Source organism: Streptomyces sp. NPDC088817, assembly GCF_044750345.1.
In the GTDB taxonomy this organism is placed as follows: domain Bacteria; phylum Actinomycetota; class Actinomycetes; order Streptomycetales; family Streptomycetaceae; genus Streptomyces.
In genome coordinates this window covers 381,231-401,319 of record NZ_JBIVJN010000007.1, presented here as the reverse complement: position 1 = coordinate 401,319, position 20,089 = coordinate 381,231, and the positions used below count along the sequence as shown (strand labels likewise).

Genomic DNA, 20,089 nt, shown 5'->3' with positions numbered 1-20,089 from the left:
GTTGATAGGCCGGATCTGGAAGCACGGTAACGTGTGGAGGTGACCGGTACTAATAGGCCGAGGGCTTGTCCTCAGTTGCTCGCGTCCACTGTGTTAGTTCTGAGGCAACGACCGTTGCCGGATTTGAGCTGAACCACAACAGAAGAGTGTGCTTGTTCGCTCGAAACCATTAGGGTTTCGGTGGTCATAGCGTGAGGGAAACGCCCGGTTACATTTCGAACCCGGAAGCTAAGCCTCACAGCGCCGATGGTACTGCAGGGGGGACCCTGTGGGAGAGTAGGACGCCGCCGAACAATCTTTGGAAGGACCCCTGGTCACCAGCGTTCAGCTGGGACCAGGGGTCCTTTTGCATTTCCGTACACAAGACAGGAGTCACCGATGTCCACCAACTCACCCGACGAGCGTCCGGAGCGCGATCAGCGCCGCCGGGACGGTGGTGACCGCGGTGACCGTGGCGGGTACCGCGGAGGACCACGCCGCAGCAACGAACGCAGTGGCTACGGCCGTCGTGACGACCGTGGCGGGTTCCGTCGCGACGACAGGCCCGAGCGTGGCGACCGGCCCGAGCGCGGTGACCGCGGCGGCTTCCGTCGTGATGACCGGCGGGACGACCGTCGTGATGACCGCCGTGACGATCGGCGGGATGGTGACCGCGGTGGCTACCCCCGGCGCGACGACCGTGACCGTGACCGCGGGTTCCGTCGCGACGGCGACCGCCCCACCTACCGCCGTGACGACCGCCGTGACGACCGGCGTGATGACCGCCGCGACTTCGACCGGGGCGAGCGGCGTGACGACCGCCGGGACGACCGCCGCGACTTCGACCGCGGACCCCGCCGTGACGACCGTGGCGGTTTCCGTGGCCGTGACGACAGGGCCGAGCGCGGGGACCGCGGTGGCTTCCGTCGTGACGACGACCGTGGTCAGGGGCGCCGTGACGACCGTGGCGGGTTCCGTCGCGACGACAGGCCCGAGCGTGGCGACCGGCCCGAGCGCGGTGACCGTGGCGGGTTCCGTCGCGACGACAGGCCCGAGCGTGGCGACCGGCCCGAGCGCGGTGACCGCGGCGGCTTCCGTCGCGACGACCGGCGGGATGGTGACCGCGGTGCCTACCCCCGGCGCGACGACCGTGACCGTGACCGCGGGTTCCGTCGCGACGGCGACCGCCCCACCTACCGCCGTGACGACCGCCGCGATGACCGGCGGGACGACCGCCGCGACTTCGACCGGGGCGAGCGGCGTGACGACCGCCGGGACGACCGCCGCGACTTCGACCGCGGACCCCGCCGTGACGACCGCGGCGACCGCCGTGACGACCGTGGCGGTTTCCGTGGCCGTGACGACCGTGGTGGGCGTGGTCCGCGGCGTGACGACCGGCGTGACGACCGGGGCGGGCGCCCGGGTGGTTTCCGGGGCCGTGACGACCGCCGCAGTGACGACCGGCGCGGTGGCGGACGTTTCCGCGACGAGCGGGACCGGGACCGGGAGCCGATCAAGCGGCTGCCGATCCCCGAGGACGTCACGGGCGACGAGATCGACAAGGACGTACGGCAGGAGCTGCAGAGCCTGCCCAAGACGCTCGCCGAGGACGTCGCCAAGAACCTGGTGATGGTCGCCCGGCTCATCGACGAGGACCCGGAGGGCGCCTACGGCTACTCCAGGGTGGCCCTGCGGCTGGCGTCCCGTGTCGCCGCCGTACGGGAGGCGGCCGGGTTCGCCGCGTACGCGAGCCAGAAGTACAGCGAGGCGCTCGCCGAGTTCCGCGCCGCCCGGCGGATGACCGGGAACGTGGACCTGTGGCCCCTCATGGCCGACTGCGAGCGCGGTCTCGGGCGTCCCGAGAAGACGCTCGACATGGCCGGGGCGCCGGAGGTGCACAAGCTCGACAAGGCCGGACAGGTGGAGATGCGGCTCGTCGCGGCCGGCGCCCGGCGCGACATGGGTCAGCTGGAAGCGGCCATCGTGACGCTCCAGAGCCCCGAACTGGCCGCCGGCTCGGTCCAGCCGTGGACCGCGCGCCTGCGGTACGCCTACGCCGACGCGCTGCTTGCCGTCGGCCGGGAGTCCGAGGCGCGGGAGTGGTTCGCCAAGGCTGTCGAGGCCGACCGGGACGGCAGCACCGACGCCTCCGACCGGCTGGCCGAGATGGACGGCGTGGAGTTCACCGACGCCCTCGACGAGAGCGACGAGGACGCCGAGAACGGCGAGGACACCGAGAACGGCGAGGACACCGAGAACGGCGAGGACACCGAGAACGCCGCGAGCGGCGAGACCGTGGCCGACGCCGAGAGCGGCGACGCCGACACGTCCGGCAAGGACTGACGGACACCGCCGGACGTCACTGACACCGGCCGTCACCGAACAGAGGGCGGGCCCCACCAGGGCCCGCCCTTCGTCGTTTCAGAGGTCCAGTGCCCTCAGTACCAGTCCCGACGCCGGCTTGGGGCCGAACGACGTCGACTTGCGGGGCATCGTGACCCCCTGGCGGGCCAGGTCGCGGACGACCTCCTCGCGGACCGGGTGCATCAGGACGGCCGTACCGCCGTCGCGTTCGGCCTTCTCCACGGTCGCGACCGTGTCGTGGATGTAGGCGATGTGAGCCGGGGAGTCCTCGGGGATGTGCCAGACGTGCTCGAGGAGCGTGGCGTGCAGGACGGTCGCGTCGAGGGTGCGCCAGGCGGCGGGGTGGTCCGCCGGGATCGTGCGGGCCAGCAGGCCCGGGTCCGGACGGTCCACGAGGTGGAACGAGCCGTCGCCGGCGAACAGGAAGGCGTTGCCCTCACAGGCCGCGTCCGCGAGCGCCTCCAGGGCACCCGTCAGGGGCAGGTCCAGCCGCCGTACGCGGAACAGGCCGTCCAGGGCGGACAGCGCGTCGGCGACCGGCAGGCCGTGCAGCAGACGGTGGATGGCGCGTACCCGGAGCGGGTAGCGGGCCGTGTCGACCAGGAGGACCAGACCGTAGTCCCAGGCGCTGGGGGAGGGGTGCTCCGCGCGGAGCCGGAGGTAGGTCGCCCAGCGGTGGTGGCCGTCGGCGATCAGGGCCTGGTGCCGGGCCAGGTCCTCCTGCACGCGAGCGAGGTCGGCGGGGTCGGTGATCGCCCACAGGCGGTGGCCGAAGCCGTCCTCGGTGGTCGTCGACAGCAGCGGCGGCCGCTCGGCGACCCGCTCGATGATCATGGTGGTGGCGGCGGTCGAGCCGTCGCCCCGGTAGGTGAGCAGCAGCGGTTCGAGATTGGCGCTGGTCGCGCGCATCAGGGCGGCGCGGTCGGCGACCACGTGCGGCATGACGTCCTCGTGCGGCAGCACCACGCCCTCCGCCGGCTCCGACACGCGCAGCGCGCCGATCAGTCCGCGTTGCAGCAGACCGTCACCGTCGCACTGCTCGTAGACGTACAGGGCCGGTTCCGGGTCGGGGACGAGGACGCCCTCGGAGAGCCAGCGGCGCAGGGTTTCCGCCGCCTGCTTGTTGCGGGCGCTGGGGGTTCCGGCCTGCGGCAGAATCAGCCGAACGATGTTGTACGGATCCGCCGACTGGAGGTGGTGCAGGCCGTCGGGCCGCACGACGACGTCGTACGGCGGGGACGTCACGGCGGCCAGGCTGCCGACCCGGTCGGGGTCGTAGCGCAGGCCGTGGAACGGGGTGAGTTCGAGGCCCGGGCGCGGTGTCGCCGGTGGGGGACCTGCTGTGTTCATCCCGGCATCGTACGTGTGTCAGTGCCGTAGGGGATGATCGGGGAAAACGGGTGTCATGAGGAGAGATGCGGAATGAGGCAGGGCGTCAGGACGAGGCCCGAGGGCAGCGCACAGGCCCTGAGCGAGGCGTACGACACGGCCCTGCTCGACCTGGACGGAGTGGTCTACGCGGGCGGCCACGCGATCGCGCACGCGGTCGATTCGCTGGGCACCGCCCGCGCGGGCGGGATGCATCTGGCGTACGTCACCAACAACGCCCTGCGCACCCCGGCCGCGGTGGCCGCACACCTCACCGAGCTGGGCATACGGGCCGAGGCGTCCGACGTGGTCACCTCCGCGCAGGCCGTGGCCCGGCTGATCGCGGACCAGGTGCCGCGGGGTGCGCGGGTGCTGGTGATCGGCGGTGAGGGGCTGCGCGCGGCGCTGCGCGAGCGGGGTCTGGAGCCGGTGGAGTCGGCCGACGACGACCCGGCCGCGGTGGTGCAGGGCTACGGCGGTCCTGACCTGCCGTGGGGGCGTTTCGCGGAGGCGTGCTACGCGATCGCGCGGGGGGTGCCCTGGTTCGCCTCCAACACCGATCTGACGATTCCGGGCGCCCGCGGGATCGGGCCGGGCAACGGCGCGGCGGTCGAGGTCGTCCGGATCGCCACGGGCGCGGAGCCGCAGGTTGCGGGCAAGCCGCTGCCGCCCATGCACCGTGAGACGGTCCTGCGCACCGGCGCGGTGCGGCCGCTGGTGGTGGGGGACCGGCTGGACACGGACATCGAGGGCGCGTTCAACGGCGGGGTCGACTCGCTGCTCGTGCTGACCGGGGTGACCGACGGCGCGCAGCTGCTCGCCGCGCCCCCTCGGCACCGGCCGACGTATGTCGACGCGGATCTGCGGGGGCTGCTCACCGGGCAGCCGGAAATCACTCGGGAGGGTGACGGTTTCCGGTGCGGCGGGTGGACGGCGACGGCGGACACCGGGTTGGTCCTGAGCGGCGAGGGGGAGGCACTGGACGGGCTCCGGGCCCTGTGCGCGGCGGCGTGGACGGCCGGCGGCGACAGCGGGTGCGAGCTGGACGGGGGGAAGGCGCTGGCCCGGCTGGGGCTGTGAATCCGGAGGACCGGTGGAACGCAGGGAACCGCCGAGCCGGTGCAGAGGGTAGGCTAACCTAACCTCGTGTTGGTCGACAGTCCCCCAGAAGAGCGCGCGGCCACCGCCGCCGCGCCCCCGACCCGCCGAGGCGTGCGAGCCGCGGGGCTCCTCGTCTCCGTCGCGCTACTGCTGCTCGTCGCGCTGGCGAGCATCGCGATCGGAGCGAAGGAGCTGTCCGCGGCCCAGGTCTGGCACGGCCTGTTCCAGGACTCGGGGACGTACGGCGACGTCGTGGTCGGCGAGCGGCTGTCCCGTACGGTCCTCGGTCTGCTCGCCGGATCGGCGCTCGGGCTGTCGGGGGCCGTGCTCCAGGCACTGACCCGCAATCCGCTGGCCGACCCGGGCATCCTCGGCATCAACGCGGGCGCGTCCGCCGCCGTCGTCACCGCCATCACCTTCCTGGGCGTGACGAGCCTGAGCGGCTACGTCTGGTTCGCCTTCCTCGGTGCCGCGGTCGTGGGCGCCCTGGTGTGGTTCCTCGGCGGCAGCCGGGGCGCCACACCCGTGCGCCTCGCGCTCGCCGGCACCGCGATCGGCGCCGCGCTGTACGGCTACGTCCAGGCCGTGATGATCATGGACGGGGCGGCGCTGGGCAGGATGCGGTTCTGGACCGTGGGCTCGCTCGCCTCCGCCACGACGGCGACCATCACCCAGGTACTGCCGTTCTTCGCGGTCGGCACGGTCGTCGCCCTGCTGCTGGCCAGGCCGCTCGACGCGCTGGCCATGGGCGACGACACCGCCCGCGCCCTGGGCGCCGACCTGAACCGCACCCGGGCGCTCGCCATGCTGGCCGCGACCGTGCTGTGCGGGGCGGCGACCGCCGCCTGCGGGCCGATCGTCTTCGTCGGCCTGATGGTCCCGCACGTGGTGCGCTCGTTCACCGGACCCGACCTGCGCTGGATCCTGCCCTACGCCACGATCCTGTCGCCTGTGCTGCTGCTCGGCGCCGACGTGGTGGGGCGGGTCGTCGCCCGGCCCGCCGAGCTCCAGGTCGGGGTCGTCACCGCGATCATCGGCGGCCCCGTGTTCATCCTGCTCGTACGGCGGCGGAGGACGGCCCAGCTGTGAAGACCACCCGCACCCCCCGCCCCGTACGGGTCCTGCGCACCCCCGGCGGGCTGTCCCTGCGCCTCGACGTCCGCACGTGCGTGGTCGTCGCCCTGCTGGTGCTGGCCGCGCTCACGGCGGGCGTCGTGCTGATCGGCACCGGCGACTTCCCGATCCCGGCCTCCGACGTGCTGAGGGCGCTCGTCGGGCAGGGCAGTCAGGGGCAGGAGTTCATCGTCCGCGAACTGCGGCTGCCGCGTGTCCTCGTCGGGCTCCTGGTCGGCGGCTGCCTCGGCGTCGGCGGCGCGCTGTTCCAGTCCGTCTCCCGCAATCCGCTGGGCAGCCCGGACGTGCTCGGCCTCTCGCAGGGCTCGGCCGCCGGCGCGCTCACCGTCATCGTCCTGTTCTCGGGCAGCGCCACCGCCGTCACCCTCGGCGCGCTCGTGGGCGGCCTGGTCACCGGCGCTGCCATCTACCTGCTGGCGTGGAAGCAGGGCGTGCACGGGTACCGGCTGGTCCTGGTCGGCATCGGCGTCTCCGCGGTGGTCACCGCCGTCAACGGCTATCTGATCACCAAGGCCGACTTCGTGGACGCGGCCCGCGCGGTGGTCTGGATGACCGGCTCGCTGGACGGGCGTGACTGGACCCAGGTCGGACCGCTGGCCGTCCTGTGCGCCGTGCTCCTCCCGGTCGTCCTCGCCAACGCGCGCGGCCTGCGGATGCTGGAGATGGGCGACGACGTCTCCTACGCCCTCGGGGTGCGCGTCGAACGCGTACGGCTGCTGCTGATGGGCTGTGCCGTCCTGCTGGTCGCGGCCGCCACCGCGGCCGCCGGACCCGTGAGCTTCGTGGCCCTGACCGCGCCGCAACTGGCCCGCCGTCTGACCCTCCCCCGCTGCCTGAACGGCGCGGGAGGTGCCCCCATGCCCGGCCCCAACCTGCTGCCCTCCCTGTGCATGGGCGCCGCCCTGCTGGTCACCGCCGACCTGACCGCGCAGCGGGCCTTCGGCGCCGACCGGCTGCCGGTCGGCGTGGTCACCGGCGTGCTCGGCGGGCTCTACCTGCTGTGGCTGCTGGTCGCCGAGCGCAGGGCCGGACGGATATGAGCGCCCGCAGCAACGCAGTGAGCAACCCGAGGAGCACCGTGAACCGCCTGTCCGCCGACAACGTCACCCTCGCCTACGACCAGCGCGTCATCGCCGAGCAGCTGTCGGTGGAGATACCCGACAACTCCTTCACGGTGATCGTCGGACCCAACGCGTGCGGCAAGTCCACGCTGCTGCGGGCGCTGTCGCGGATGCTCAGGCCCAGCCGCGGCCGGGTGCTGCTGGACGGGCAGGTCATCCAGTCGATGCCGGCCAAGCAGGTCGCCCGGACGCTCGGGCTGCTGCCGCAGTCCTCGATCGCGCCCGACGGGATCACCGTCGCCGACCTCGTGGGCCGCGGCCGTTACCCGCACCAGGGGATCCTGCGCCAGTGGTCCGCCGAGGACGAGCGGGTCGTGCGCGAGTCCATGGAGCGGACCGGGGTCGGCGGGCTCGCCGAGCGGTACGTCGACGAGCTGTCGGGCGGCCAGCGGCAGCGCGTGTGGATCGCCATGGCACTGGCCCAGCAGACACCGCTGCTGCTCCTCGACGAGCCCACGACGTACCTGGACATCCAGCACCAGATCGACGTCCTCGACCTGTGCGCCGAACTCCACGAGGAGCAGGGCCGCACCCTCGTCGCCGTGCTGCACGACCTCAACCACGCCGCCCGCTACGCCACCCACCTCGTCGCCCTGCGCGGCGGCCGGGTCGTCGCCCAGGGCGCGCCGAACGACATCGTCACCGCCGACCTGGTGGAAGAGGTGTTCGGGCTGCGCTGCCAGGTCATCGACGACCCGGAGACCGGCACGCCCCTGGTGGTGCCCGCGGCGCGTGCCGCACGCGCGCGCGTGGCGGCCCACGGCACGGCGGCGGGACCGGCCGCTAAAGAAGCTTCGTGAGCCGAATCAGGTCCAGCATGCCCGCCTGGAGCTTCACCCGCCCCGACCCCCAGGCCTTGGCGAACGCCAGCTCGCCGCCGACCAGCGCGACCAGGTCGTCGCCGGTCATGGCGAGCCGGATCTCGGCCTTCTCCGGCGGCGGCCCCTGAACGGTGTCCCGGACCTCTATCCGGCCGTCGACGAGGCGGCCGAGGAAGCTGACGTCGAGATCCTTGATGTGGCAGCTCACCGAGCGGTCCAGGGCCGCCGCGTCGCGGACGTCCCCCTCCGCCTTCGCCATGTTGTCGGAGAGTCTTCCGAGTGCGCTGCGGCACTCCTCGATCGTTGCCATCACCACCGACGTTACCGCAGTGCTTCGCGGTAGCGTCTGGGCATGAGCGACTTCGTGACCGGGACGGAGGTCCGGGAGGACGCGGCGGCCCCCGAAAGGGAGGACCCCGAGCCGGGCGGCGCGATCGGCGGGCACGGCCCCGCCGCCCCCGCGCCGCTGCTCGTGCCCCGCACACCCACCGGTGACGCCCGTGTCGACGCGGCCCTGGAGCGGCTCGGTGACGCCGACCACCTCGCCACGGACGGACACCTCCAGGTGTACGAGGATGTACACGGGGGGCTGCGCGACGCGCTCACCGCGCTCGACGCCCGTCCGGGACCTCCGGCGCCCCCCGCGCAGTCACCGCCGTACCGACACAGGAGCTGAACCGAACGTGGCAGGAGTCGCACGCCGCCGTCTCGACGCGGAGCTGGTCCGCCGGAAGCTCGCCCGCTCACGCGAGCACGCCGGCCAGCTGATCGCCGCCGGGCGGGTCACCGTCGGCAAGACCGTCGCGACCAAGTCCGCCACCCAGGTGGAGACCGCCGCCGCCATCGTCGTCGCCACCGACGACAGCGACCCCGACTACGTCTCCCGCGGCGGGCACAAGCTGGCCGGCGCGCTGACGGCGTTCATGCCGCGCGGACTCGCCGTCGAGGGGCGGCGGGCACTGGACGCCGGCGCGTCCACCGGAGGCTTCACCGACGTGCTGCTGCGCGCGGGCGCCGCACACGTCGTCGCCGTCGACGTCGGATACGGACAACTCGCCTGGTCTTTGCAGAGCGATGAACGCGTCACCGTCAAGGACCGTACGAACGTACGCGAGTTGACGCTCGAAGCGATCGATGGGGAGCCTGTGGATCTTGTCGTGGGGGATCTGTCCTTCATCCCGCTCGGCCTGGTGCTGCCCGCCCTGGTGCGGTGCGCGAAGCCGGACGCCGACTTGGTGATGATGGTCAAGCCGCAGTTCGAGGTGGGGAAGGAACGACTGGGCAGCGGGGGTGTCGTACGGAGTCCGCAACTGCGGGCGGAGGCCGTGCGGACGGTGGCGGAGAAGGCATGGGAACTGGGGCTGGGGGCCGAAGGCGTCACCGCCAGCCCGCTGCCCGGGCCGTCCGGGAACGTCGAATACTTTCTGTGGCTGCGTGCCGGGGCGCCCGCCCTGGACCCGGCCGATGTTGACCGCGCAGTGGCGGAGGGGCCGCGTTGACACAGACCCAAGCTCGAACCGTTTTCCTGCTGGCCCACACCGGGCGGCCGGCCGCCATCCGCAGTGCGGAACTCGTGGTCAAGGGGCTGCTGCTGTCCGGCATCGGCGTACGCGTCCTGGAGGCGGAGGCGCGCGACCTGCCCCTGCCGGACGAGGTGGAGCTGGTCAAGGAGGCCACCCCGCACTCCCTCGACGGGTGCGAACTGCTCATCGTGCTGGGCGGTGACGGCACGCTGTTGCGCGGCGCGGAGTTCGCCCGCGCCTCGGGCGTGCCGATGCTGGGGGTCAACCTCGGGCGGGTCGGGTTCCTCGCCGAGGCCGAGCGGGACGACCTCGACAAGGTCGTGGACCGGGTGGTCAGCAAGGCGTACGAGGTCGAGGAGCGCATGACCGTCGACGTGGTCGTGCACCGCAACGGGGACATCGTGCACACCGACTGGGCGCTGAACGAGGCGGCCGTGCAGAAGGTGTCCGCCGAGCGGATGCTGGAGATCGTGCTGGAGATCGACGGCCGCCCGGTGACCGGGTTCGGCTGCGACGGCATCGTCTGCGCCACCCCCACCGGCTCCACGGCGTACGCCTTCTCCGCCGGCGGGCCCGTGGTGTGGCCGGAGGTCGAGGCGCTGCTGATGGTGCCGATCTCCGCGCACGCGCTGTTCGCCAAGCCCCTGGTGACGTCGCCCGACTCCGTCCTGGCCGTCGAGGTGCTGCCGCACGTCCCGCCGGGCGTGCTGTGGTGCGACGGGCGGCGCACGGTCGAACTGCCGCCCGGCGCACGCGTGGAGGTGCGCCGCGGAGCCGTACCGGTCCGGCTGGCCCGCCTGCACCACGCCTCGTTCACGGACCGCCTGGTCGCCAAGTTCGCGCTGCCCGTCTCCGGGTGGCGCGGAGCACCGCACTAGCGGCGCACCGCACTGGCCGCGACCGCCGGCCCGGGACACGGGTGGGCGGGACTGTTCCCTCCATGGGTGGGGTGGCGTCGCACGGCGCCACCAAAACCTCGTATGGTCGTGCTCGTGTTGGAGGAGATGCGGATACGGTCACTCGGAGTGATTGACGACGCGGTCGTCGAGCTGTCGCCGGGGTTCACCGCCGTGACCGGTGAGACCGGTGCGGGCAAGACCATGGTGGTCACCAGTCTGGGACTGCTGCTGGGCGGACGCGCGGATCCCGCGCTGGTGCGGATCGGCGCCGGGAAGGCGGTCGTGGAGGGGCGGGTCACCGTACCCGCGGACGCCTCCGCCGCCGTACGGGCGGAGGAGGCCGGTGCCGAGCTCGACGACGGGGCGCTGCTGATCAGCCGTACCGTCTCGGCCGAGGGCCGCTCCCGGGCGCACCTGGGCGGGCGGAGCGTGCCGGTGGGCCTGCTCGCCGAACTCGCCGACGAACTGGTGGCCGTGCACGGGCAGACCGACCAGCAGGGGCTGCTCAAGCTGTCCCGGCAGCGGCAGGCCCTCGACCGGTACGCGGGCGACTCCGTCGCCGTGCCGCTCGCCAAGTACGCCGGGGCCTACCGCCGGCTCCGCGCCGTCACCGCGGAGCTGGACGAGATCACCACGCGCGCGCGTGAGCGGGCCCAGGAGGCCGACATGCTGCGCTACGGCCTCGACGAGATCGCCGGGGTCGAACCGCGGGCCGGGGAGGACACCGAGCTGGCCGAGGAGGCCGAGCGGCTCGGCCACGCCGAGGCGCTGTCGTCCGCCGCGACGGCCGCGCACGCCGCTCTCGCGGGTGATCCGGAGGACCCCGAGGGCATCGACGCGACCACGCTCGTCGCGGGCGCCCAGCGGGCCCTGGAGGCCGTGCGGTCGCACGATCCGGCGCTGGCCGCGCTCGCCGACCGCATCGGCGAGATCGGCATCCTGCTCGGTGACGTGGCCGGGGAGCTGGCGGGGTACGCCGACGACCTGGACGCCGATCCGCTGCGGCTGGCGGCGGTCGAGGAGCGGCGGGCCGCGCTCGGCGCGCTGACCCGCAAGTACGGCGAGTACGAGAAGGGCGTCGCCGCCGTGCTCACCTGGGCCGAACAGAGCGCCGCCCGGCTCACCGAGCTGGACGGCGACGACGAGCGGCTCGGCGAGCTGACCGCCGAGCGGGACGCGCTGCGCGCCGAACTGGGCGGCCTGGCCCAGGCGCTGACCGACGCCCGGACGGAGGCCGCGGAGCGGTTCGCCGCCGCCGTGACGGCCGAGCTGGCCTCGCTGGCCATGCCGCACGCGCGCGTGTCGTTCGACATCCGGCAGACCGAGGACCCCGAGGGCGTCGAGGTCGGCGGCCGTGCCGTCGCCTGCGGGCCGGCCGGTGCAGACGAGGTCGAACTGCTCCTCGCCCCGCACCCCGGCGCGCCGCCCCGGCCGATCGCCAAGGGTGCCTCCGGCGGTGAGCTGTCGCGCGTGATGCTGGCCGTCGAGGTCGTCTTCGCCGGGACGGATCCGGTGCCGACGTATCTGTTCGACGAGGTCGACGCGGGCGTCGGCGGCAAGGCGGCCGTGGAGATCGGCCGGCGCCTGGCCCGGCTGGCCAGGAGCGCCCAGGTCGTGGTGGTCACCCACCTGCCCCAGGTCGCCGCCTTCGCCGACCGGCAGTTGCTGGTGGAGAAGACCAACGACGGCTCGGTGACCCGGTCCGGCGTGAAGGTGCTGGAGGGCGAGGAACGGGTCCGGGAGCTGTCCCGGATGCTGGCCGGCCAGGAGGACTCGCAGACGGCGCGGGCGCACGCCGAGGAACTGCTCGCAGCGGCCCGGGCGGACCTGTAGGAGTGCGTAGGGTGGCGGGATGATCTCCCGGACCGCCGCCTCGTTCGCACTGGCCGCCTCGCTCACCCGGGCCGGTACCGCCGGCCTGCGGGCCCTCGCGCCCGGCGGCCGGGCGCGCTGGGAGCGGCGGAACCACGCGGGGCGCGTCGTCGGGCTGTACGCGGGGCCCGCATTGGCTGTGGCGGCGGCGGCCGGGGCCGCGCGGGTACGGCCGGCGGCCGGTCTTGCGGTGCTTGCGGCCGGGGTCTGCGGCGCCTACGACGACGTCGTCGGCGCGGTTGACGGGCGGCGCGGGTTCCGGGCGCATCTCGCCGCCCTGCGGGGCGGCGAGGTCACCAGCGGGGCGGTCAAGCTGTTCGGGATCTCGGCGGCCGGGCTGGCCGCCGGGGCGCTGCTGAAGCGGCGGCCGCTGGACAGGTTCCTCGCCGGGGTCGTGATCGCCGGGGCCGCGCACGCCGTCAACCTCCTGGACGTGCGCCCCGGCCGGGCCGCCGGCGCGGTGCTCGCGCTCGGGGCGCCCGGGCTGCTGCGCGGCGGCCCGGGAGCGGAGCTGGCGGCCGTCACCACGGGAGCTGCCGCGGCCGTGCTCCCCGAGGACCTCGGGGAGCGGGTGATGATCGGTGACACGGGGGCGCACGCCCTGGGCGCGGTCCTCGGCATCGCCGTCGTCGCGTGCAACGGGCGCGCCGGACTGGTCGCGCACGCCGCCGCGGTGGTGGCCGCGGCCGTCTGCGGAGAGAGGGCGAACACCCGTCAAATTCACTCGTGTGAGTGACGTAGTCCCCGGCTGCCGCCTGGTCTCGCACACTTCCGACACTCCGGCGGGACAAGAACACCCGTACGTGCTGGCATCCTTGGAACGGGAGCCCTGCGCCGAGCGGAGCGCGCGGTCGAGCACCTCGACTCGATACCTTCTGTACGTTTCCCCGTAACCTCCCGTACCCGTCCGACGCCGAACCAGGAGCCCCGGCCGCGTGAGCCCCGTGATCAGCCACGTATCGCACGGTCAGTCGACGCTGCGCACCGTGCAGGTGCTCGGCGGAGGCAGCGCCGGCAGCAGCGTGCACGTGCGCTCGCTGGCCGCGGGGCTGGTCGCCCGGGGCGTGCGGGTGACGGTGTGCGCCCCCGCGGAGGCCGACCGCGCCTACGCGTTCACCGGCGTCGGCGCCCAGCACGTGCACGTGCCGCGCAGCAGCGACCCGGTGTCCGTGGCCGCGCTGCGCACGGTCTGCGCGGACGCCGACCTGGTGCACGCGCACGGGCTGCACGCCTCCTTCCGCGCGGTGCTGGCGCTCAGCGGCCGCGGCACGCCCCTCGTGGTCACCTGGCACAACCACGAGCCCGCGGAAGGGGCCCGCGCGCATCTGCTGCGGCTGCTGGAGCGTCGTGTGGTCAGGGCCGCCACCGTCGTGCTCGGCACCACCTCCGAGCTCGTCGACCGGGCCCGGGGCCGGGGCGCGCGAGACGCCCGGCTCGCCGCGGTCGCGGTGCCCCGGCCGGTCGGCGGCTACGAGCACCCGGACCGTCCGCGTGCCAAGGTGCGCGCCGAACTCGGTGCCACCGACCGGCCGATGCTCATCTCGGTCGCCTCCCTGGATCCGGGCCGCGGCCATGAGCTGTTGCTGGACGCGGCCCGCGCCTGGCGCCTGCTGGAACCCGTGCCGCTGCTCGTCGTCGCGGGGGAGGGGCCGTTGCGTACGGAGCTTCAGCGGCGGATCGAGGACGAGGAGCTGCCGGTGCGGCTGCTCGGACGGCGCGACGACGTCGGGGAGTTGCTCGCCGCCGCCGACCTGGCGCTGCTGCCGAGGAGCTGGGAGGCCCGTTCCGTCCTCGCCCAGGAGGCGCTGCACGCGCGGGTGCCGCTCGTCGCGGCGCGGACCGGCGCCATCCCCGAACTCGTGGGCGACGCGGCCGAACTGGTACCGGACCAGGACCCGGAGGCGTTCACCGGAGCCGTCATACGGCTGCTGGACGACTGCGAACGCCGCGAGGAACTGCGCGACTTGGGAACCCGCCAGGCCGCCACCTGGCCCACCGAGGACGAGACGGTCGCCCAGGTGCTCAGCGTCTACGACGAGTTGACCCGCCCCCGGCCGCTGGCCTGACGCTCAGGGCGCGTGCCGGCGGGCCCGCAGGGCCAGGCTCAGGGCCAGGACCGTCTGCGGGTCGTCGAGGTCGGTGCCCAGCAACTCCCCGATCCGGGCGAGGCGGTTGTAGAGCGTCTGCCGGTTCAGGTGCAGTTCGCGCGCGGTCTCCGCCTTGCGGCCCGCGTGCGCCAGATAGGTCTGGAGAGTGGGCAGCAGCGGCGGCTTCGAGCGCCGGTCGTGGTCGCGCAGCGGGCCGATCGCGCGGTCCACGAAGGCCGCCAGGTCGGGGTGGTCGCGCAGCCGCCACAGCAGCAGGTCGATGTCGAGGCGGCGGGCGTCGTACCAGGGCAGGTCCGGCAGCCCCTGAGCCGCCGTCGCCGCCTCCGCCGCATGCCGCAGGCCCGCCGAGGCCGCCGCCCAGCCGCCCGCCACCCCGACGACCACCACCTCAGGTTGCCCGCCCGGCCGCCGCATCCCGGCCCGTTCCGCACCCGCCCGCAGGGCCGCCGCGACCCGGTCGGCGACAGTGGTCCGCTCCGCCTCCGAGCGCAGCCCGACCAGGAGCGGCACCCGGCCCTCGACCGGCCGCACACCCAGCAGCACCGGCACGCCCACCGAGGCCAGTTCCTCGGCGACCGCGCGGGCCAGCGCCGCCCAGCCCCCGCCGCCGGTGCCCGCGCTCGGCCGGGCGGTGCCCCCGGTGGACGCGAGCGCGTCACCGAGCCGCATCACCACGGGCAGCAGCGGGCTGTCGCCCGGCTTGAAGCCGAGGACGCGGGCCTGCGCGGGGGCGTCCTCGGCGGCGATGCGCCCCTCGGCGAGGTCGGTCAGGAAGTCGCCGCGGCCGCGCGCCGCCAGCTCCTCCTCCTGGCGGGCCTGCATCAGCACCACGGCCAGCAGTCCCGCCGCCCGCTCGGCGGCCATGCGGTGCACCGGGGCCAGCGGTGAGCGGACCGGCAGCAGCACCAGCCGGGCGCGCACCGAGCCGGTGCCGGGGCCGCCGCCGGGCACGTCGACGACGACCGAACCGGCCGGCGGGGCCGCGTCCTTGCGCTGGCCGCGCAGCCCCTCCCACACCTGAAGCGGATCGGCGCCCTCGGGGCCGGAGCCGGCCGCGTACAGCAGCTGCCCGTCCGAGGTCTCCAGGAACACCGGGTTGCCGCCGAAGTCGGCCAGGATGCCGAGCACCTGCGGCACCCCGCCGCCGCCGAGCAGTGCCTGGGTGCAGCGGAGGTGCACCTCCTCGGCCCGCTGGAGCAGCGCGTAGTGGCCGTTGACGATCTCCGTGTGGATCTCCTCGGTGACCGCCACGAACGGCACCTCGCGGTGCAGCTGGACGAGGGGGAGGCCGGCGGTCCGCGCGGTCTCGACGAGGGCGGCGGGCAGGCGGGTGAAGCGCGGGCCCAGCTCCACCACCAGGGCGGCGATGCCGCGGTCGGCGAGGGTGCGTACGAAGACCCGCTGGTCCGCGGGGCGGGTGCCGAGGCCGTAGCCGGTGGTCAGCAGGAGTTCGCCGCCCTTGAGGAGGGAGGCGATGTTGGGGACCTCGCCGGCGTGCACCCAGCGGACGGTGCGGGTCAGCTTGTCGGCGCCGGCGAGGACCTCGGGGAGGCCGCTGCGGAGGCCGGGCAGTTCGAGGGCGCGCCGGACGGTGATGCCGGTGCCCTCGGTGTCGAATCTGCGGTCCATGGAGCGGACGCTACCTCTGCCCGCGGTGCGGTGGCAGCGTCGGGTGGCCGGACCGGTCCGGCCTACCGTGAGCTGGGGTGATCGCCGGGCGGGCGGGCTCGCCCGCCCGGCTGCGGGTCAGCCTCCGTAGGCGCCGCTCGCCGTCAGGCGCAGGGCCGTGTCGATCAGCGGCACATGGCTGAAGGCCTGGGGGAAGTTGCCCACCTGGCGCTTGCGGCGCGGGTCCCACTCCTCGGCGAGGAGGCCCAGGTCGTTGCGGAGCGACAGGAGCTTCTCGAAGAGCTTGCGGGCCTCGTCGACGCGGCCGATCATCGCCAGGTCGTCGGCCATCCAGAAGGAGCAGGCGAGGAAGGCGCCCTCGTCGCCGGGCAGTCCGTCGACGCCCGCGTGGTCGCCGTCGGTGGGGTAGCGCAGGATGAACCCGTCCGTGGTGGACAGCTCGCGCTGGATGGCCTCGATGGTGCCGATGACCCGCTTGTCGTCCGGCGGCAGGAAGCCCATCTGCGGGATGAGCAGCAGGGACGCGTCCAGCTCCTGCGAGCCGTAGGACTGCGTGAAGGTGTTGCGCTCCTTGTCGTAGCCCTTCTCGCACACCTCGCGGTGGATGTCGTCGCGCAGCACCTTCCAGCGCTCCAGGGGGCCGTCGGCCTCCCCGGACTCGATGAGCTTGATGGTGCGGTCGACGGCGACCCACGCCATGACCTTGGAGTGCACGAAGTGGCGGCGCGGCCCGCGCACCTCCCAGATGCCCTCGTCCGGCTCCTGCCAGTGCTTCTCCAGGTACTGGATCAGCTTGAGCTGGAGCAGGGAGGCGTAGTCGTTGCGGGCCAGGCCGGTCATGTGGGCCAGGTGCAGCGCCTCGGTGACCTCGCCGTAGACGTCGAGCTGGAGCTGGTGCGCGGCGCCGTTGCCCACCCGGACCGGCGCGGAGTTCTCGTAGCCGGGCAGCCAGTCCAGCTCCGCCTCGCCGAGTTCGCGCTCGCCGGCGATGCCGTACATGATCTGGAGGTTGTCGGGGTCGCCGGCGACGGCCCGCAGCAGCCATTCGCGCCAGGCGCGGGCCTCCTCGCGGTAGCCGGTGCGCAGCAGCGAGGACAGGGTGATCGCCGCGTCCCGCAGCCAGGTGTAGCGGTAGTCCCAGTTGCGTACGCCGCCGATGTCCTCGGGCAGCGAGGTGGTGGGGGCCGCGACGATGCCTCCGGTCGGGGCGTAGGTCAGGGCCTTGAGCGTGATCAGGCTGCGGACCACGGCCTCGCGGTAGGGGCCGTGGTACGTACAGTGCCCGACCCACTCGCGCCAGAACTCCTCGGTCGCCTCCAGCGACTGCTCCGGCTCCGGCAGCGGCGGCGGCTCCTTGTGCGAGGCCTGCCAGGAGATCGTGAACGCGATCCGGTCACCGGGAGCGACGGTGAAGTCCGCGTACGTGGTCAGTGACTCCCCGTAGGTCTTCGCCGATGTGTCGAACCACACGGAGTCCGGGCCCGCCACCGCGACCGTGCGGCCCTCGTGCCGGTGCACCCACGGCACGATCCGGCCGTAGGAGAAGCGCATGCGCAGTGTCGAGCGCATCGGCACCCGGCCGCTGACGCCCTCCACGATGCGGATCACCTGCGGGGCCCCGTCACGCGGGGGCATGAAATCGGTCACGCGGACGGTGCCGCGGGGGGTGTCCCACTCGGATTCGAGGATCAGCGAGTCGCCGCGGTAGCTGCGCCGGGCCGCGGTGGGCGGCCGGCTGCCGTCCGCGAACGCCGGGCCGATCCGCCAGAAACCGTGTTCCTCGGTACCCAGCAGGCCGGCGAAGATGGCATGGGAATCGAAGCGGGGCAGGCACAGCCAGTCGACTGTCCCGTCCCGGCAGACCAGGGCAGCGGTCTGCATGTCTCCGATGAGTGCGTAGTCTTCGATGCGCCCGGCCACGTGCAACTCCAGTCGAACGGCCACGTCACACCCCACGAAGGGGCTGTCGCTTAGTGCGGTCAAGGGGTGGTTGTTAAAGCGTCGTCGAGCGGTGGGGAGACCGCCGGTCGGCCGCGGGGGCAGAACGACAACCCTTGCTCAACGAACTGACGAGCTCTAGTTGTTCCGGGTCTACGGGCGGGGGTGGTGCCGTGTTGCCGGCCGGGCTCCTCAGCGAGTGTCCGAGCAGGATACGACGCACGTAGATGATCTGCGTGCCGCTCCGGGCAACCCGGGTGCGCCGAACGAGTGAGCCATGGGTGAGGGACCTGTGAGTGGTACGCGCACGTGTCGGAGCGTGCGCGGAGCGTGGCCGGGAGCCATGCCCGTCAGGCGCTGATACCCTGGTAGCCCGTGGACCGGTGGGCTCGAAACCCCCGAACCGCAGCGACGGCGCCTCAGCCGGAACATCCGGGTTCCCCGGACCGGCCAGCCGTACCGCACGACCAACCGCGACCACGGGAGCCCCCTCTTGGCCATGCCGCCCGCTGCTTTCCGAAGCAGCACAGCCACGACGACCAAGCACATCTTCGTCACCGGGGGTGTCGCCTCCTCGCTCGGCAAGGGCCTCACCGCCTCCAGCCTGGGCATGCTGCTGAAGGCCCGCGGCCTGCGCGTGGTGATGCAGAAGCTGGACCCCTACCTCAACGTGGACCCGGGCACGATGAACCCCTTCCAGCACGGTGAGGTGTTCGTCACCAACGACGGCGCCGAGACCGACCTGGACATCGGCCACTACGAGCGCTTCCTCGACCGCGACCTGGACGGCTCGGCCAACGTCACCACCGGCCAGGTCTACTCCACGGTCATCGCCAAGGAGCGGCGCGGCGAGTACCTGGGCGACACGGTGCAGGTCATCCCGCACATCACCAACGAGATCAAGCACCGCATCCGGCGCATGGCCACCGACGAGGTGGACGTCGTCATCACCGAGGTCGGCGGCACGGTCGGCGACATCGAGTCGCTGCCGTTCCTGGAGACCGTCCGCCAGGTCCGCCACGAGGTGGGCCGGGACAACGTCTTCGTCGTGCACATCTCGCTGCTGCCCTACATCGGCCCGTCCGGTGAGCTCAAGACCAAGCCGACCCAGCACTCCGTCGCCGCGCTGCGCAACATCGGCATCCAGCCGGACGCGATCGTGCTGCGCTGCGACCGTGAGGTGCCCACCGCGATCAAGCGCAAGATCTCCCTGATGTGCGACGTCGACGAAGCGGCCGTGGTCGCCTGCCCCGACGCCCGGTCGATCTACGACATCCCGAAGGTCGTGCACGCCGAGGGCCTGGACGCCTACGTCGTGCGCAAGCTGGACCTGCCCTTCCGCGACGTGGACTGGACGACCTGGGACGACCTGCTGGACCGCGTCCACAACCCCGACCACGAGATCACCCTGGCCCTGGTCGGCAAGTACATCGACCTGCCCGACGCCTATCTGTCGGTGACCGAGGCGCTGCGCGCCGGCGGCTTCGCCAACAAGGCCCGGGTCAAGATCAAGTGGGTCACCTCCGACGACTGCAAGACCGCGGCCGGCGCCGAGCAGCAGCTCGCCGACGTCGACGGCATCTGCATCCCGGGCGGCTTCGGCGACCGCGGCGTGCTCGGCAAGGTCGGCGCCATCCGCTACGCCCGCGAGAACGGCATCCCGCTGCTGGGCCTGTGCCTGGGCCTGCAGTGCATCGTGATCGAGGCCGCCCGGAACCTGGCCGGCATCGCGGACGCCAACTCCACCGAGTTCGACCCGGCCACCGGTCACCCGGTGATCTCCACCATGGCAGAGCAGCTCGACATCGTGGCCGGCGAGGGCGACATGGGCGGCACCATGCGGCTCGGCATGTACCCGGCCAAGCTGGCCGAGGGCTCGATCGTGCGCGAGGTCCACGACGGCAAGGAGTACGTCGAGGAGCGCCACCGCCACCGCTACGAGGTGAACAACGCCTACCGCGCGGAGCTGGAGAAGAAGGCGGGCATCGTCTTCTCCGGCACCTCCCCGGACGGCAAGCTCGTCGAGTACGTGGAGTACCCGCGCGAAGTCCACCCCTACCTGGTCGCCACCCAGGCGCACCCGGAGCTGCGCTCGCGCCCCACGCGCCCGCACCCGCTGTTCGTCGGCCTGGTGAAGGCCGCCGTCGAGCGGAAGATCTCCAAGTAGCACGCCCGGTTGTACGGTTGCGGGGGTGCGTGCCGTCGAAGGCGCGCACCCCCGTTCTGTTTGCG

Annotated in this window: 16 protein-coding genes, 1 rRNA gene and 1 pseudogene; 14 read left to right on the top strand and 4 right to left on the bottom strand. The window is 73.2% G+C overall.

Translation table 11 applies throughout. From position 1 onward, the window contains the following. Window positions 1–176: 176 nt before the first annotated feature. The 3 genes and pseudogenes from rrf (at window position 177) to ACIP4X_RS16345 (ending at window position 2,322) form a co-directional block, all read left to right on the top strand. Window positions 177–293: ribosomal RNA gene (gene rrf / locus ACIP4X_RS16355) — 5S ribosomal RNA — on the top strand. Between the two features lie 85 nt (window positions 294–378). Next, a pseudogene (locus tag ACIP4X_RS16350) lies at window positions 379–1,479 on the top strand (hypothetical protein); the annotation flags it as partial. Window positions 1,480–1,500: 21 nt separating this feature from the next. Then, complete coding sequence (locus tag ACIP4X_RS16345; protein WP_401348850.1) at window positions 1,501–2,322, top strand: hypothetical protein; 822 nt, start codon at window positions 1,501–1,503, stop codon at window positions 2,320–2,322. 78 nt (window positions 2,323–2,400) lie between these two features. Here the strand turns inward: ACIP4X_RS16345 and ACIP4X_RS16340 are convergent, their stop codons facing one another. Further along, window positions 2,401–3,693, bottom strand: a complete 1,293-nt coding sequence (locus ACIP4X_RS16340) for a DUF1015 domain-containing protein (RefSeq protein WP_401348839.1) — start codon at window positions 3,691–3,693, stop codon at window positions 2,401–2,403. A gap of 72 nt (window positions 3,694–3,765) precedes the next feature. Between ACIP4X_RS16340 and ACIP4X_RS16335 the strand changes: the two genes are divergently transcribed. The 4 genes from ACIP4X_RS16335 (at window position 3,766) to ACIP4X_RS16320 (ending at window position 7,867) form a co-directional block, all read left to right on the top strand. Next, window positions 3,766–4,791, top strand: coding sequence for an HAD-IIA family hydrolase (locus tag ACIP4X_RS16335; protein ID WP_391456290.1), 1,026 nt, complete (start codon window positions 3,766–3,768; stop codon window positions 4,789–4,791). Between the two features lie 66 nt (window positions 4,792–4,857). Next, entirely contained in the window at window positions 4,858–5,901 is a 1,044-nt protein-coding gene (locus tag ACIP4X_RS16330) for a FecCD family ABC transporter permease (RefSeq protein WP_401348835.1), read from the top strand. After that, window positions 5,898–6,986 carry an iron chelate uptake ABC transporter family permease subunit gene (locus ACIP4X_RS16325; protein ID WP_391456292.1) on the top strand — a complete coding sequence of 363 codons (1,089 nt, stop codon included), beginning with the start codon at window positions 5,898–5,900 and terminating at the stop codon, window positions 6,984–6,986. Before ACIP4X_RS16330 ends, ACIP4X_RS16325 begins: the two co-directional genes overlap by 4 nt. After that, window positions 6,983–7,867: an ABC transporter ATP-binding protein gene (locus ACIP4X_RS16320; RefSeq protein WP_401348832.1), complete on the top strand. Its 885-nt coding sequence runs from the start codon at window positions 6,983–6,985 to the stop codon at window positions 7,865–7,867. Before ACIP4X_RS16325 ends, ACIP4X_RS16320 begins: the two co-directional genes overlap by 4 nt. Here the strand turns inward: ACIP4X_RS16320 and ACIP4X_RS16315 are convergent. Then, a complete protein-coding gene (locus ACIP4X_RS16315) occupies window positions 7,851–8,198 on the bottom strand; it encodes a sterol-binding protein (RefSeq protein WP_391456295.1) in 348 nt (115 codons plus the stop codon). The genes ACIP4X_RS16320 and ACIP4X_RS16315 overlap by 17 nt on opposite strands. Window positions 8,199–8,240: 42 nt before the next feature. Here ACIP4X_RS16315 and ACIP4X_RS16310 point away from each other — a divergent pair, with 42 nt between their 5' ends. From ACIP4X_RS16310 to ACIP4X_RS16285, 6 genes are all read left to right on the top strand, one after another. Then, a complete protein-coding gene (locus tag ACIP4X_RS16310) occupies window positions 8,241–8,564 on the top strand; it encodes a hypothetical protein (RefSeq protein ID WP_358735433.1) in 324 nt (107 codons plus the stop codon). A 7-nt stretch (window positions 8,565–8,571) separates the two neighbouring features. Next, window positions 8,572–9,387, top strand: a complete 816-nt coding sequence (locus ACIP4X_RS16305) for a TlyA family RNA methyltransferase (RefSeq protein WP_401348828.1) — start codon at window positions 8,572–8,574, stop codon at window positions 9,385–9,387. After that, window positions 9,384–10,289, top strand: coding sequence for an NAD kinase (locus ACIP4X_RS16300; RefSeq protein ID WP_358735429.1), 906 nt, complete (start codon window positions 9,384–9,386; stop codon window positions 10,287–10,289). The genes ACIP4X_RS16305 and ACIP4X_RS16300 overlap by 4 nt, the downstream gene beginning before the upstream one ends. Before the next feature lie 102 nt (window positions 10,290–10,391). After that, a complete protein-coding gene (gene recN / locus ACIP4X_RS16295) occupies window positions 10,392–12,143 on the top strand; it encodes a DNA repair protein RecN (protein WP_391456298.1) in 1,752 nt (583 codons plus the stop codon). 19 nt (window positions 12,144–12,162) lie between these two features. Then, a complete protein-coding gene (locus tag ACIP4X_RS16290; protein WP_401348825.1) occupies window positions 12,163–12,918 on the top strand; it encodes a hypothetical protein in 756 nt (251 codons plus the stop codon). A gap of 199 nt (window positions 12,919–13,117) precedes the next feature. Next, window positions 13,118–14,248, top strand: coding sequence for a glycosyltransferase family 4 protein (locus tag ACIP4X_RS16285; RefSeq protein ID WP_401348822.1), 1,131 nt, complete (start codon window positions 13,118–13,120; stop codon window positions 14,246–14,248). A gap of 3 nt (window positions 14,249–14,251) precedes the next feature. On the opposite strand, the gene ACIP4X_RS16280 is transcribed toward ACIP4X_RS16285, so the two are convergent. Both ACIP4X_RS16280 and ACIP4X_RS16275 read right to left on the bottom strand, forming a co-directional pair. After that, on the bottom strand, window positions 14,252–15,919 hold the full coding sequence (locus tag ACIP4X_RS16280; protein WP_391456304.1) for a PucR family transcriptional regulator ligand-binding domain-containing protein: 1,668 nt from the start codon (window positions 15,917–15,919) through the stop codon (window positions 14,252–14,254). A 117-nt stretch (window positions 15,920–16,036) separates the two neighbouring features. Further along, on the bottom strand, window positions 16,037–17,839 hold the full coding sequence (locus ACIP4X_RS16275) for a glycoside hydrolase family 15 protein (protein WP_358735448.1): 1,803 nt from the start codon (window positions 17,837–17,839) through the stop codon (window positions 16,037–16,039). A gap of 517 nt (window positions 17,840–18,356) precedes the next feature. Between ACIP4X_RS16275 and ACIP4X_RS16270 the strand changes: the two genes are divergently transcribed. Beyond that, entirely contained in the window at window positions 18,357–20,024 is a 1,668-nt protein-coding gene (locus ACIP4X_RS16270) for a CTP synthase (RefSeq protein ID WP_401348819.1), read from the top strand. The last annotated feature ends 65 nt before the right edge of the window (window positions 20,025–20,089 follow it).

What these genes read in the sequence shown, in the direction of transcription:
- ACIP4X_RS16320 (WP_401348832.1), top strand. Translation starts at nt 6,983, where the DNA reads ATGAGCGCCCGCAGCAACGCAGTGAGCAACCCGAGGAGCACCGTGAAC.
- ACIP4X_RS16310 (WP_358735433.1), top strand. Translation starts at nt 8,241, where the DNA reads ATGAGCGACTTCGTGACCGGGACGGAGGTCCGGGAGGACGCGGCGGCC.
- ACIP4X_RS16270 (WP_401348819.1), top strand. Translation starts at nt 18,357, where the DNA reads ATGCCGCCCGCTGCTTTCCGAAGCAGCACAGCCACGACGACCAAGCAC.
- ACIP4X_RS16335 (WP_391456290.1), top strand. Translation starts at nt 3,766, where the DNA reads ATGAGGCAGGGCGTCAGGACGAGGCCCGAGGGCAGCGCACAGGCCCTG.
- ACIP4X_RS16315 (WP_391456295.1), bottom strand. Translation starts at nt 8,198, where the DNA reads ATGGCAACGATCGAGGAGTGCCGCAGCGCACTCGGAAGACTCTCCGAC.
- ACIP4X_RS16340 (WP_401348839.1), bottom strand. Translation starts at nt 3,693, where the DNA reads ATGAACACAGCAGGTCCCCCACCGGCGACACCGCGCCCGGGCCTCGAA.
- ACIP4X_RS16280 (WP_391456304.1), bottom strand. Translation starts at nt 15,919, where the DNA reads ATGGACCGCAGATTCGACACCGAGGGCACCGGCATCACCGTCCGGCGC.
- recN (WP_391456298.1), top strand. Translation starts at nt 10,392, where the DNA reads ATGGTCGTGCTCGTGTTGGAGGAGATGCGGATACGGTCACTCGGAGTG.
- ACIP4X_RS16290 (WP_401348825.1), top strand. Translation starts at nt 12,163, where the DNA reads ATGATCTCCCGGACCGCCGCCTCGTTCGCACTGGCCGCCTCGCTCACC.